This is a genomic window from Bacteroides reticulotermitis JCM 10512 (genome assembly GCF_000517545.1).
Classification (GTDB): Bacteria; Bacteroidota; Bacteroidia; order Bacteroidales; family Bacteroidaceae; genus Bacteroides; species Bacteroides reticulotermitis.
Map to the genome: position 1 here is coordinate 1 of NZ_BAIV01000052.1, position 14,227 is coordinate 14,227.

General features: G+C 41.6%; 8 protein-coding genes and 1 pseudogene. 4 read left to right on the forward strand and 5 right to left on the reverse strand.

The genetic code is table 11. The features are described 5' to 3' along the window. The first annotated feature begins 431 nt into the window (after positions 1–431). The 3 genes from JCM10512_RS24410 to JCM10512_RS20250 are packed head-to-tail and all read left to right on the forward strand — an operon-like array spanning position 432 to position 5,055. A complete protein-coding gene (locus tag JCM10512_RS24410) occupies positions 432–1,415 on the forward strand; it encodes a TonB-dependent receptor plug domain-containing protein (RefSeq protein ID WP_244437382.1) in 984 nt (327 codons plus the stop codon). Continuing rightward, on the forward strand, positions 1,400–3,517 hold the full coding sequence (locus JCM10512_RS20245; RefSeq protein ID WP_244437384.1) for a SusC/RagA family TonB-linked outer membrane protein: 2,118 nt from the start codon (positions 1,400–1,402) through the stop codon (positions 3,515–3,517). Before JCM10512_RS24410 ends, JCM10512_RS20245 begins: the two co-directional genes overlap by 16 nt. 14 nt (positions 3,518–3,531) lie before the next feature. Continuing rightward, on the forward strand, positions 3,532–5,055 hold the full coding sequence (locus JCM10512_RS20250) for a RagB/SusD family nutrient uptake outer membrane protein (protein WP_044165683.1): 1,524 nt from the start codon (positions 3,532–3,534) through the stop codon (positions 5,053–5,055). A 122-nt stretch (positions 5,056–5,177) separates the two neighbouring features. On the opposite strand, the gene JCM10512_RS20255 is transcribed toward JCM10512_RS20250, so the two are convergent. Beyond that, on the reverse strand, positions 5,178–6,323 hold the full coding sequence (locus tag JCM10512_RS20255) for a DUF6051 family protein (protein ID WP_044165685.1): 1,146 nt from the start codon (positions 6,321–6,323) through the stop codon (positions 5,178–5,180). Between the two features lie 174 nt (positions 6,324–6,497). Here JCM10512_RS20255 and JCM10512_RS20260 point away from each other — a divergent pair, with 174 nt between their 5' ends. Beyond that, on the forward strand, positions 6,498–7,346 hold the full coding sequence (locus JCM10512_RS20260; protein ID WP_044165686.1) for a LytR/AlgR family response regulator transcription factor: 849 nt from the start codon (positions 6,498–6,500) through the stop codon (positions 7,344–7,346). A 200-nt stretch (positions 7,347–7,546) separates the two neighbouring features. Here the strand turns inward: JCM10512_RS20260 and JCM10512_RS20265 are convergent. The 4 genes and pseudogenes from JCM10512_RS20265 to JCM10512_RS21715 all read right to left on the reverse strand — a co-directional run bounded on the left by JCM10512_RS20265 (position 7,547) and on the right by JCM10512_RS21715 (position 13,658). Beyond that, positions 7,547–8,736, reverse strand: a pseudogene (locus JCM10512_RS20265) (cation:dicarboxylate symporter family transporter). A 76-nt stretch (positions 8,737–8,812) separates the two neighbouring features. Next, positions 8,813–10,354 (reverse strand): RagB/SusD family nutrient uptake outer membrane protein, encoded by a 1,542-nt coding sequence (locus tag JCM10512_RS20270; RefSeq protein ID WP_158332248.1) that lies wholly within the window; start codon positions 10,352–10,354, stop codon positions 8,813–8,815. A gap of 182 nt (positions 10,355–10,536) precedes the next feature. After that, positions 10,537–12,987, reverse strand: coding sequence for a SusC/RagA family TonB-linked outer membrane protein (locus JCM10512_RS20275; RefSeq protein WP_052517325.1), 2,451 nt, complete (start codon positions 12,985–12,987; stop codon positions 10,537–10,539). After that, a complete protein-coding gene (locus tag JCM10512_RS21715; RefSeq protein WP_052517326.1) occupies positions 12,951–13,658 on the reverse strand; it encodes a carboxypeptidase-like regulatory domain-containing protein in 708 nt (235 codons plus the stop codon). The genes JCM10512_RS20275 and JCM10512_RS21715 overlap by 37 nt, the downstream gene beginning before the upstream one ends. Between the last annotated feature and the right edge of the window lie 569 nt (positions 13,659–14,227).

Consider the following 14,227-nt stretch of genomic DNA (forward strand, 5'->3'; position numbering starts at 1 on the left):
CTCTTTAGACAGTATTATATATAAAAGGATGTTAACCACTCACGAATATTTTATTTTTCATACAGATAGATTAAACACTCTTCAATAACCTTCTAAAACAGAATATACATCTAGATCTAACACTAAAACAAATATAGCAAAAGTCTAAAAACAAAACGTCAACCTCCAATAGGTAAAAACCACAGATTAAGCATTCCAATCCTCCATTTTTAATTAAATGCACATTTTTAATCTATTATTTTGATTAAATATTGGTTAATATTATTTTTAATTATAAATTTGTTGCTAATAAACCTAAACCTTGTAATAATGAAAAGATAATTATCACTTCTTATAACAAGCGAATACCTAGCGCAACCTGAGACCTAAATAACATAGAAAGACCACTTTTCTTAATAAATAAAGTATTAACTAAAAACCATTCAAAAACTATGAACAAGTTTATTGGTTCTTTATGTGGCTTATTATTGTGCATGGCTACTTATGCGCAAGATGTCACGGTGAAAGGGAAGGTTACCACGCAAGGCGAAGAAATGCCGGGTGTAACCATAGTCGTAAAAGACAGTAAAGGGCAAGGTACAATTACCTCTCTAGATGGTAATTACTCTTTGAAAGTTAGCGGAAAAGGCACACTAATCTTTTCGTATATCGGTTATCAAACTGTAGAAATCCCCGTAGGAGGACGTACAACAATTAATGTAGAATTGAAAGAAACTTCCACAGAGGTCGATGAAGTCATTATCACCGTCCCCTATGGCACAGCTAAAAAATCAACATTTACCGGTTCAGCCGGAGTTGTTGATAGAAAGTTGATTGCATCGTCACAGGTTAGTAGTGTGTCAAAAGCACTGCAAGGTAGCGTAGCTGGTTTACAGTCATTCTCTACCAGTGGACAACCGGGTGAAGATGCCGCCATTTACATACGCGGAATCGGATCGGCCAATGCTTCAACGACTCCATTATATGTAGTAGATGGAGTTCCTTATGATGGTGCTTTATCCTCTATTTCTTCGCAAGACATCGCTTCTATTACAGTATTAAAGGATGCTGCTGCCGCCACACTATATGGCTCGCGTGCAGCTAACGGGGTTATCATGATTACCACCAAGCAAGGTTCTGAATCTGCTCCGGTTATTGAATTATCCGCCAAGTACGGATTTTCGAGTCGTGCAGTAAATGATTACAACCAACTAAGCACGAATGATTATTTCATGCTGCAATGGGAAGCCATACGTAATAAACATATGGATGACGGAAAAACAGCAGAAGACGCAGCACAAAGAGCCTCTTCCGGACTAATCTCATCTATCGGCATTAATCCTTATGGAACTAAGTATGGGCAACCAGTAGGGCTGGATGGTAAACTAGTAGCAGGTGCTACTCCCCTATGGAATGACAATTGGAAGATGCCTTAACTCAAAATGCGCACTATGCCGACTTGAGTGCCCGCATCTCCGGCGGAAGTAAACATACGAAGTATTATTTCTCTCTGGGTTACCTCGATGATCAAGGTGCATATATCTGCTCTGGGTTCAAACGTTACACTCTACGTACAAACATTACGTCCGATCTGCGCGACTGGTTACAAGTAGGATTAAATGTATCAGGTACTCACTCTATACAGAATTACCCGAAACAAGATGATACAGCACTCGGTAATGTTGTATTAGCTGCACGTTCATTGCCTTCATTTTATCCCGTTTACGAACGCGATCCTGATACAGGTGCGTATGTGACAAAAGATGGAGATCGGATTTACGACTATGGCAAGTATCGCAAAAGCTCCTACAATGGTTATAACTTTGCCCAATCTATGTATTATGATAAGAATGAGATCAAAAGAGATGCAGCTTCCATACGCGGATTCGTACAGGTTACTCCGATCAAAGGCTTAAGTTATAAGATGTCTTTGAATATTGACTACAATAGTAAATTTACACACGACTACTCCAATCCGACTTATGGAAAAGAACCATTAGTCGGCTCGGTTAGCAAAAGAAATGACCGCACCACCGGTATGACATTTAATAATGTAGTAAACTGGGAGCATACTTTTAAGAAATTGCACGCCATTCGTTTGATGGCGGGACAGGAGTATTATGAATACAACACTTCAAATTTCGTAGGATCACGTACGGGTGTTATCAGCGATGGTTATTTTGAGCCGGATGCTGCTTCAACCCTCACAGGATTTAATGGTGGAAGTGATCAATACAAATTGCTGAGCTACTTCGGAAGTGCTGAGTATTCTTACGACCAGCGTTATTTTTTATCGGGATCCGTACGTACAGATGGTTCTTCACGCTTCCATCCCGATAACCGTTGGGGCACATTCTGGTCATTCGGCGGTTCGTGGAAAATCAATCAGGAGGCCTTTATGGAAGAAGCTGCTAACAGTTGGTTATCCAACCTTAGTCTTCGTGCCAGCTACGGTGCCCAAGGAAATGACAATGTAGGATATTATGCGTATCAAGGATTGTACGACATTGGTAGTTTTCTGGGAGAATCGTCACTTCATGCGGCTCGTTTAGCAACTCCTGATTTATCTTGGGAAACGAACCTGAACTTCAATGTAGGTTTAGACTTTGGCTTTCTAAACAACCGTATTAGCGGTACCATTGAATACTTCACCCGTGCCTCTAAAGATTTGCTGTTTAAACTAGATTTGGTACCCTCCACCGGTTTCAGTTCTAAAGATGAAAATATTGGAAAATTGAAAAATTACGGTTGGGAATTTACAGTCAATGCAATTCCAGTACTTACCCGTGATTGGACATGGAGATTATCTGTGAATGCTACTACGTACAAGAATAAGATTGTTTCATTGCCTACAGAGACAATGTGGCAAGGTAGTAAAAAATGGGTAGAAGGAGGTTCACTTTATGATTTCTGGCTGTATGAGTGGGCTGGTGTAAACCCCGAAACAGGTGATGCACAATGGGCCTATTATGATGCGGATGGTACGAGACATGTAACAGATAACTATGCAAACTTGACTTCCGACAAGAAAGTGAAGTCCGGTAGTTCTTTACCCAAGTTAAGTGGAGGTTTCCAGTCAGACCTGACTTGGAAAGACTTGACTTTATCAACCCTATTCTCTTACGCTATCGGTGGTAAAATCTATAACAATGATATTACTATGTTGATGAGAGTGAACGGTGGCAATGGAGATAGTATGAGTAAAGAACTTCTGAATCGTTGGACACCGGAAAACACCGATACAGATGTCCCCCGACTAACACAAGACGGAACTAGTAAGTTCACTTCTTCTTCTACACGTTGGTTGTACGACCGTTCTTTCCTCCGCCTGAAAACAGTCACCTTGAATTATAATTTGCCGAAGAACTGGCTGAATCCGTTAACATTGAAAGATGTAAGCGTGTTTATGCAAGCTGAAAACTTGTTTACTATCAGCAAGCAGCAAGGTTTGGACCCGGAACAACCAATTAACGGTATGGCTTCTTTCCGCTATCCGGCTATGAAGACTATTTCATTCGGTATCAATGTGAAACTATAATAAAGAATACAACTATGAAGATAAATTTTAAAAATATATGTGTCATTGTTGTCGCAGCATGTGCAGTAACAGCATGCGACTTAGACACCACACCAACGACTTCACTTGATGAGAAAAATGTATATAAAGATACAAAAAATGCCGAACATGTATTAAGAGGTGCATGGCAGTATATCTTTACTTCGGGCTCTACCTATGCTTCCATCGGTATCGGTTCTATTATGCTGAATGACGACTTTGCCGGTTCTGATGCAGTTAGAACAAGAAGTTATGGTTTCTCAGGTAGCTATAACCTGACAAACGGGTATTCGCGTGGCGAGTATAATGGAGTACTTTGGGACTTAATGTTTGATCCGATAAACAACTGCAACGGTATACTGAAGCATATAGATAGTGTAAGCGGCTCAGATGCAGATAAGGCTCGTATTAAAGGCCAAGCCTTGGCTACTCGCGGTTATGCATATATGATTTTAGCTACGCACTACGCTTTTGCCATAGATAAAGACCCGAATGCTGTATGTGTACCTATTTATACGGAACCGACAGACGAAGAAGTCGCCTTAACAGGGAATCCGGCAGCCAGCGTTTCTGAAGTATTCGCCCAAGCTTTGAAAGATTTGGAAGATGCATTAGTGCTAATACCGGAGGACTATTCTCATAAAGAAGTGGCTTTAGATCAATATAAAATTGACTATCTGACGACATTAGGACTGTTAGCACGTACTCACCTCTATGCACGTAACTGGCAGAAAGCCTATGATTATGCAACAGCTGTTTTGAAGATTAATTCTTACCTGATGAATGAAAAGGAGTACAAGAGTGGTTTCAATGACTATTCAAATAAAGAGTGGATATGGAGTTTGTCATGTACACTAGATGATAACGACCCTTGTTACCTGTTTTACTTCAAAGACTGTTCATCGAAAGTCTATACCAGCCTGAATACCGACCCTTACTTCAAAGATACATTTGATGATGATGATTACCGCAAGGAGCTGTTCGAATGGGGACAGACAGCCTATGGAGACTGGGCCATGTTGAACAAAAAGTTCGTCTTCAAAGACCTAGACAATATGCTCGCGGACTTAGTGATGATGCGTACTTCGGAAATATATTTGATTAAGGCTGAGGCAGCCGCACATCTTGCTGGTAAAGAAAGTATAGCACAAGAGACTTTGAAGGCTCTGCGTGATGCACGTATGAAGGAAGGTAAAATAGCAAAGGCTGTTACAGAAACAGGAGATGATTTGATCAAAGAGATTTGGTTGGAGCGTCGTAAAGAGTTGTGGGGAGAAGGTTTTGCCTTAACGGATCTCATTCGCAACCAGCAATCTGTAGAACGCAAAGAGTATGAGGAAACTATTACTGTGGACGGCAAACCAATAACAGTTAAGGGACACACGATCCTTAGCTTGCCTGACAAAACTCCTTTCACGCCGAACAGTAAATATTACCTGTTCCGTATCACAGAAAAAGAAGAGTTGCAGAATTCCCTTCTTTATTCTAAATATCCGAGATTACCATTTTACGACTTATAATCTCACCAAAGATATTTCATAAGTACAATAGCCCCTTCCTACTGCAAATAGTTGATATGTAGGAAGGGGCTATATGTATATCTATACCAAATAAAAAGAAGTCGGACGTATCTGCCAATAGCTTACAAGAACGATGCTGCCTGACTAAAGACTGACGTAAAGGCCTGATTAACTGCCGCGGAGTCCACCTTGCCGCGTATAGGGAAAGGTACCTGATGGGAATACGGATAGAGAAAATCCATCTCTTTCAAGATTTTATCCGACGCCTTGCCCAAAGCGGAAAATATACCGGTGGTGGGTATCACCGTATCTTTTTTCAAAGAAATAGCACGTATACGATCGGAAGCACTCTGAAAGAACTTCTCTCTGAACTCCTTCATCACATCCGGGCGGATCATGGCTTTAAATGCCTGCTCCAGAAAGTCATTCTTAAACGTGGCAGGTACTGAAGTCCGTTCTATAAAGCTATGCGTGAAGTAATGCTCCATTCGATCGAAAGCTTCCCGATCCATAATATCACGTGCCCGCCCATCCATTTGGCTGAATATAGATCCTCCACAAAACATGAAAAGGCGGGAATCCGTAAACAACCCGTCGGGATTGGCAAGCAACAGGATTTGTGACAGAAAAGCACCGATGGAGTAAGCAAACAAATTGATGCTCGTACCCTCCTTAAACAATGGATGCACGCCAGTCTTAATATCCTGCACCAATTGCCAGAGATTGTACACCGACTCTCTACCCGAAGCATAAAATCGCAACGGATTTTCTGAGATTCGGCAACTCAAGGCCACATTGGCAAAAGTAGAGTTACATAAATCCGCCACCTCTTCTTTCCGACGAGATACCCAAGGCGATGCAGCACGCGGATCACTCCACAACTGCGGACTGCGATTCATATGAAAAGCTATCGGGAAGAGAATGACTGGTTTGCCTGTAGTCATCGCTAGGTACTCCGCCCAGGTAAGATACTTCTCCCATGTGCGCTCATTCAATCCATGCAACAGAATAATTGCCTCACCAGACTTCTCTCTTTTCAGAGGATTAAACACCATATACGTAAAATGTTTATTCTCGACAATATGATTATCCGCCATCTGACAAAAATTCGTCTCCGACAATTCCTTCTGGAAACTCTCTATTTCGCCTGCACCAATAGTTTGTGTAAAGCGAAACGGAATAATCTCCAGCTTGCTGTCTGCAATCTCCGTTTTCCGTTCATAAGAAAACAGTTGATTTAAATACTTGGTACGGGTTGATACTTCCATCTTTTTTCAATTTTACAATGCAAACAAACAACACTTTGTGATGCTATGCAAAAAAATGGGTTCACGTAGGGTAAACAGGGACAAAAAGCCCTAATTTGGGGTAGAAAACTCTAATTAGGGGTAAATATCAACAGGAATTTTCCTACTTTTGCCAATGGAAATTAAGACTATTTCATGGAAACACGATTCAACAACATACCGGCCTATATTTATACGCGTGATAATATTATACGGCTGATACTGCTGACTGCTGCCTTTGCACTAGTCTTCATCAACTTGTACAAACCATTTAGTTCTGAAAGTTGGTACAAAGTGTCTGAATTCAAATTCTTCCTATCCTCCAGCCTCATCATTCTCACCGGAGTATTGGTCGTTGTCATTAGCCGCATTATTATGTATTATTACGGCAAGAAGCGCTCTATATCTTACTCCGCCTACGCGGTATGGATTCTGCTGGAGATCTTTTTCATGGCACTCTTCTATACTATTTACACGATTCTACTCAATCCCAAACGCGAATATTCGGCAGCGTTCAAGGAATCGGTTATCAATACCAGCCTCGTACTGCTCCTGCCCTATGCCGCCCTGCATCTCTATTTCTCTTATCGAGAGAAAGAACGCCAACTTCGCTCATGGGTAGAGAATCATGCTGAAACCACTGCACAACAAAATGCGTATTCGTTTTATGATGAAAAGAATGAGCTTCGCTTGTCCGTAAAGCGTGAGAACTTGCTCTATATCGAGTCGGCTGACAATTATGTGCTTATCTGGTACCTGAACAAAGGGATTGTCACCAAATTCATGCTTCGCAATTCGCTAAAAACAATCGAAGAGAGTCTGACCGATACCAATGTGCAACGTTGTCACCGCTCCTACATGGTCAATTTTGATCAGGTGAAAGTGATCCAACGCCGCAAAGATGGCATTTACATGGAACTTGGCGTAGACAAAGTACCCGATATTCCGATTTCTAAAACATATAGCAAGAAAGTAATACAGTATTTTATTGATAGTTCTTGCTGATTCTTGCCGGAATTTCAACGTCCCTTCTTCAACAGGCAATAACAGTTGTCCGGTAGGTTATAAAATGTAGCAATCTGATATTTGTTGAATATCTATATTTAGACAAAAAGAGGGACTGTCCAAGAAGTCGGATAGCCCCGTGTGGAAACGAGCATCAATTTTAGAGAAGTTTTTAGCTACTCCTCTTTCGGGATTGTCAACTATTCAAGTTTATCCTCAGCAGGTAGAGCTTGTTCATGCTTATCGACATACGAACTGAGAATAAGCGTTAATGCGCCATCACTTGTTATGTTGTGAGTAGTCCCGAAGCTATCTAAAAGGGCAAAAATGCTAATCATCAAGGCTGTTCCTGCTTCATCGATACCCAAAACGGCATGAATCAATCCGAGAGATGTAATTAGGGTTCCCCCCGGTAGCCCGGGTGCGGCAATCGCAAAAATGCCTAGCAAGGGAATGAAAATAAGCATCTTCTCCAATCCGGGCATCGTGCCGTACAACAGTTGTGATACCGCAAGCGACAAAAAAACCACATCCAGAATCGACCCTACAAAATGGATGTTCCCAAACAACGGGATGGCAAAGTCTCTAATATCAGATCTTAATGCAGGACTCTTTTTGGTTTGTTCGATGGCTACCCCCAGGCTTGCCGCTGAAGATTGAGTTCCCAATGCAGTCAAGACTACCGGCCCATAATACTTTAACACACTCCAGGGGTTCTTCCGAGAATAGATTCCTGCCGAGCTATAGAGTATGGTCATCCATGTAATATGGCAAAGAACAGTGACAATCAGAATCGCAAAGAAAACGGGCAACCTTGAAGCCAAGGCCCCTTCATAGGCCAGTACACTAAAGTTAGTCGCGATAAAGAGAGGTAAGATAGGCAGAAGAAATCTCTTAACCATTACAAAGACTATATTTTGGAACTCATACAATGCGCCCTCTATCTTATCCGATTTTGTCCAAATAATAGATAACCCCAGCATGAATGAAAGAACTAATGCCGAAAGAACTGGCATCAGAGGAGGTATATCTAAACGGAATATCATCTCCGGAATATCTTTCAACGACTCGGTTGCCGGTACAATGTCGAAATGAGGGATCAACTTATAGCCTACAATAGCGGCTAAAGTCGCGCTTCCGATACACGAAGCATAGGCTAATATCAAAGAGATACTTAATAGTTTGGACGCATTTCTTTTCAGTTTCGTAATTGACGAGGTGATAAACCCGAAAATAAGTAAGGTATCAGGAAGAAGATGATCTGTCCCAGTACGTGCTTTATAGGCAGTATAACACTTATCACGGTCTCATTAGCGAATATGCCGATTAATACCCCGATGATGACCGATAAGAGTAGCCTGAAAGTTGTGTTCGATATAATCTTTATAATTATAGTTTTCATTTATAGATAAATTAAACCTGTGCTATCGGTGGACGATAGCACAGGTTGGTTTTTAGCAATGCTTTTAGTAACCCGGATTCTGGGGAGTTATACCCAAGTTGGTATAATCTTCACTTAGTGGTATGGGGAACCGGTAGAATTTTCCATTTAAGTTATCTACTTTAGCGTGCAGATGAGTATGAACACGGGCATAGAAGGCAGCATTTATTTTATTCGCTATCTCAGGGAACGCAGCTTTGATAGTTGCAGCCGACTTGTATTCCGGTTTGTAATACTCGTAATTAGGCACAGTAGTCTTTACTTGGGTAAGTAAGGTTCTCCAGCGTACTAGATTCAGCCAATGCTTTTGTTCAAAGGCAAATTCATAATCCCACTCATTGTACAGATCCTCCTTTGTAAGTGTCGACAATTTACCTCCATGCTCGTAATGACCGCCAAATGCTCTTTTTCTAACTTCATTGACAACCGTTAGAGCTTCAGATGCTTTGTTCGAGAAAAACAGTGCTTCAGCTTTTATAAGCAGTACTTCTGCATAACGGAAATCGATATGGTCAATGCTATTCGGCTGTGCATCCAGCGCTTTGTAGGTTCCGTCAGTTGTTCTATGTATCCATTTACCTGGACGAACAATACTTACCGGCCAAGTTAATGTATCTACTACACCATCGGTATACTCTACACGTGTTGCATACGAGAATTGTTTGCGTGTATCATACTCACTTGGAATACGGTTTTCGAGCGTAATATCGGCATAGCTGATATGCGGATCAGTTCTGGCACTCTTAGGCCATGTGAATCCGCAATGCGTCTGGTGATTCCCTTGTGCATCGATACCGTCTCCATCATGGTGGATAGAAAAGATAACTTCAGCATTATTTTCATTAGCCACGCCCCAGATACTGTTGTAGCTATCTAACAACTGATATTTGCCGCTATTAATCACCTTATTCGCATAATCCACAGCCTTTTGCAGCTTTTCCGTATCAGGAGCCGGCTTGGTAGGATCTGTGGTACCGGCAATAGCTGAGATTTCAGCAGAAGTAATAGGCTTTTGCCCCCAAGTCAGGTAAACTTTCGCCAAGATTGTATTAACAGCATTCTGTGTTGGGTTTGATTTATTACTATCAAATGCCGGCAGATTAGGCAGAGCCTCTGTTAAATCATTAACGACCTGGTCGTACACTACATCAATAGACGCACGTGTTCTTTCGGTGCTTTTAGATGTCAATACCAAAGGCACTTCTCCGAAAAGCTGGACTAACTGAAAATAGCTATATCCACGGACAAACTTGGCACGTGCCACCAGCAGAGCTTTATCGGCATCTGTCAGATTCGAGTTGCTAGTTGCTGTACCAATTTCCTCGATGGCAAGATTGGCCGCACCAATACTCTTATACAAACGATTGAACACCTTAATAGGGTACCAGTTACTCGGTGTTGTCTCAAAGACGCTTACCTGCGGGCCGTCTTTGGAATCGTCTACTTCTTCAAACGAAATAGTAGTCTCCGTGGCCGATTCGACGAGGAATGTGTAAGATGAAGATAATGTTTGCAAGGGGCCATATACCGCATTAGCAAGCGCTTCAGCTTCTGCTCTGGTTTTCACTGAAGAAGTATTTTCTTCTCCATTACTAGGATCATCATTGCTATCATCACTGCAAGAAAACAATGCAGTGGAAAAGAGTGCTAACAGCACTGTTGGAAAAAACACGTTCTTTTTCATTTCACTAATAAATTTAGATTTATACTAATTATGTATTCAGACTCATTAAAGTCTCCGGTTGTTTTTTAAAAGGTAATACTTGCTCCGGCCATAAAACTCTTGGCGGAGGGATAAATCCCCAGATCTATGCCACTGGCAACTTCGGGATCATACCCTTTGTATTTAGTGATCGTAAAGAGGTTCCGGGCAGAAGCAAAAAGGCGGATTTTAGACACTTTAGAATTTATCTTTACCGGAATTGTATAGCCTAGAGTCACATTCCTTAATTTCAGGAATGAAGCATCTTCTATATACCGGCTATCCAGTTCTGTTGTCCGCGTGCTATTGAGATGAGGAATCGCGTTGGATGGATTTGTCTCTGTCCAACTGTTCAACAAAGCTGCTGACATATTGTAGGAGTCGTTCGGACGTTCCAGATAACGTCTAAGCAGATTGTAAACCTGATTGCCTTGTGAACCCTGCAGCAGAATATAGAAGTCGAAGTTGCCGTAAGTGGCTGAAGAGGAAAAACCATAGGTAAAATCGGGTTGGATATTACCTAAAACCACTCGGTCGGATTCAGGAGTTACTCTGCCATCCGGAGTCCCATCAGAACCACTTACATCAGCAAACTTAGCATCTCCGGGCTGAGGTGTGCGTCCACCAATCTTAGGAAGGTTTGATATATCCTCATCAGTTTGTACTACGCCTAAGAAACGGTAGCCATAAAAGGATCCGACTGATTCTCCCTCGCGCAAGATTTGTTCTTGATCGTTCCCCTCAGTCAAACCGTTGTATTCACCCAGACTCGTGATGCGATTAATATTGCGCGCAATATTGGCTGAAGCAGTCCACGATAGGTCCTTTTGTTCTATAAGCTTGGCGTTTAATGTAAACTCAACGCCTTTGTTTGTTACATTTCCCAAGTTCGCAATTTGCTTCTCACTTGTTCCCGAACCTAAAGGAGCGGGTATCCGAAGCAATAAGTCGCGGGTCTCCTTATAATAAACATCGGTTGTAAAAGTCAATCTGTCATCCAGAAATCCTGCGTCTATTCCGGCATTATATTCCGTGGTAGTCTCCCATTTAAGATTAGAGTTGCCCAGATTCTTCATGTCGTAAGCCGGAGCTCCGTTGTATCTTCCGGTATTGAAATATTGTTCATATTCATCGAAGTCTATCTCCTGATTACCCGCTTTTCCATAAGTCAACCGAAGTTTCAATGTGCTTAATGTCGGGGAAAGAGGTTTTGCGAATTCTTCTTCGTTTATATTCCATGATAGTCCCACCGAAGGGAAATAAGCCCATTCGTGGCCTTTAGAAAAACGTGAAGATTTATCGGCCCGGAATGTCGCTGTCAGATTATATCGTTCCAGCAGCGTATAGTTTGCTCTGCCAAGAAAGGAGTTGAACGATGCTTCTTGTTTACGCGAGATAGAAGGAAGCTCATTTCCCGTAGCCAGATTATCGAAAGACTCCAGATGATTGGCTTTGCTTACAGAAAAGTTTGTTTTCGTTTTCTGATGCGTATATCCGGCTAATAAGTCTATAAAATGTATCGAATTGAGCTGTTTGGTGTATGAAAGTAACAATTCGGTCTGCGTAACGTCGGTACGCCTATTACCAATAGCTCCCATTCCGCGAATATCCTGATTAAGACCTAAAGCTGTATAAGGTGGAGCAAAATAGTTTTGTGTAATATAGTCGGTATTCGCTCCTGCATTGACCTTTGCTTTTAGGCCTTTAATAATATCGTATTCGACAAAGAAATTACCCAATAGCGAAGTGCTTATGGTTTGTCCGATGCTATTCTTTAAATCTGAAACAGGATTTGCAGCCTGCCCATAATAACTCAGGTAACTATATTCGAATGGATTTTTATAGTTATAGCTTCCATCGGCATTGTGGATAGACAATACGGGAGGCATGTATAAAGCATAAGTCAGCGAGTTCGCAATCCCATGCGAATAAGGTGAATCGTTATAATTGGCTCCTTCAAAAGTAGTGAGCGCATCTTGTGTACTCCTGTTTACTGTCGCTGTAACTCCAACTTTAAGATTCGCATAAATTTCTCTATCTAAGTTTAAACGTCCGCTAAACCGTTCGAAACCTGAATTAAGGATAATACCTTTTTGGTCGGTATAGTTGCCGGAAATCAGGTAGCGGGTTTTATCATCGCCTCCGCTAATCGATAGCTCATGTGTCTGAGAAACTCCTGTCTGCAACACGGCGTTTTGCCAATCGGTCCCTTTATCGAACTGAGCCAATTCATCTTGGCTATAATACAGACTGGGCTTATCGTTGAAATATTCTTTCTGAATCGAAAGCCACTGCTTGGCAGTCAGCAAGTCAAGCTTCTTGGCCGACTTATCCACACCTAGAGTATATTGATAACGAATAGTAGTTCCTCCGCGTTTACCTTTTTTGGTAGTCACCAGAATCACACCGTTCGCTCCACGAGAACCATAAATAGCCTTTGCGGATACATCTTTCAACACCTCTATCGATTCAATGTCCGAAGGATTAATCGAAGCCAAGGGATCAAGCTTCCATCAATATTCCCCACGCCCGCCTGAGTCGCGTTTTTCTCGCTAAAGAAGATGAAGCCGTCTATCACATACAACGGCTCATTGCTCGCGTAAATCGAGTTTCCTCCCCGAATACGGATAGCCGAACCGGCTCCAGGCTGACCTGAACTTTGAGAAACATTCAGTCCGGCTATACCTCCTCCTAAAAGTTCGTTCACCGAAGTAGCCGGCTGTTCCAAAGCTGCTTTAGAGATGGATGCTACTGCACCGGTAAGTTCTTTTCTGCGTTGGGTTCCGTAACCAACAACGACTACCTCGTTTAAAGCGTTAATATCTTCAGCGAGATATATGTTAACGGGATCTGCTGCACTCTTTACTGTAACCTCCTGATCTTTATAACCTATTAAGCGAACAGAGAGTTTAAGGGGAAATCGACCGGTCACTTTTATGTTAAATCGACCGTCAGCATCTGTGCTGATTCCGTTTGTCGTCGCCTGTTCAACAACAACAGCTCCGGTTAACGGCTCTTTCGTTTTATCATCAAGGACATATCCTTTCAGAGTTCCCTGAGCATGGATAACCAGTGGGAATACCAATAAAACCCATAAAATGCCGGTGCATTTTATAATAGAAAAGGAAGAAGTGTTACTCCCTTTAAAGAAATTAGTTCTTTTTGCCATGAATAGATGAATGTTTATCGAGAGCACTTCCAAAGCCGTTTATCGTCGGGCAAGGAAGTGATCGTTTTTTATATACGGATATCTGTATCCCATAAACCGGATTGGCTAGTTGCCAACCATGTAAAACCTAACAGTCTAACTGATGATTTCTTTATTTTATGTTGCTATTAACAACAACACATTCGCATTCGGAAAGAAGTGACGTGTCCGAAGTCAGAAAGGGTTGAGCATAAGAATATGCTGAGATTAGTGCTCTCTTGCAGAGAGGAAAAGGATTGTTGAGGAGATAATTTCATTTTAGCCATCTCATATTATATATAGTAATTTCGATGCAAATTAACGGAGTTTTAACAAACCTCGAAATACCGCATGTGCGGTATTTTACTCACATTATATGGTATATCAGCCTTCTACCTTCTAAGTATTTGCCTTGTATCTCCCATTTAGCTAACTAGATCCACCAAAGTCAGGGTAAGGCAAACTCAGAAAGAAGCATCGGATTAAAAGATAAGATATAGTTTATTGTGATAAAGCTGGATCACTTGCAAAAGTAAGGGGGATATTGGCCT

What these genes read in the sequence shown, in the direction of transcription:
- JCM10512_RS24410 (WP_244437382.1), top strand. Translation starts at nt 432, where the DNA reads ATGAACAAGTTTATTGGTTCTTTATGTGGCTTATTATTGTGCATGGCT.
- JCM10512_RS20250 (WP_044165683.1), top strand. Translation starts at nt 3,532, where the DNA reads ATGAAGATAAATTTTAAAAATATATGTGTCATTGTTGTCGCAGCATGT.
- JCM10512_RS20255 (WP_044165685.1), bottom strand. Translation starts at nt 6,323, where the DNA reads ATGGAAGTATCAACCCGTACCAAGTATTTAAATCAACTGTTTTCTTAT.
- JCM10512_RS20260 (WP_044165686.1), top strand. Translation starts at nt 6,498, where the DNA reads ATGGAAACACGATTCAACAACATACCGGCCTATATTTATACGCGTGAT.
- JCM10512_RS21715 (WP_052517326.1), bottom strand. Translation starts at nt 13,658, where the DNA reads ATGGCAAAAAGAACTAATTTCTTTAAAGGGAGTAACACTTCTTCCTTT.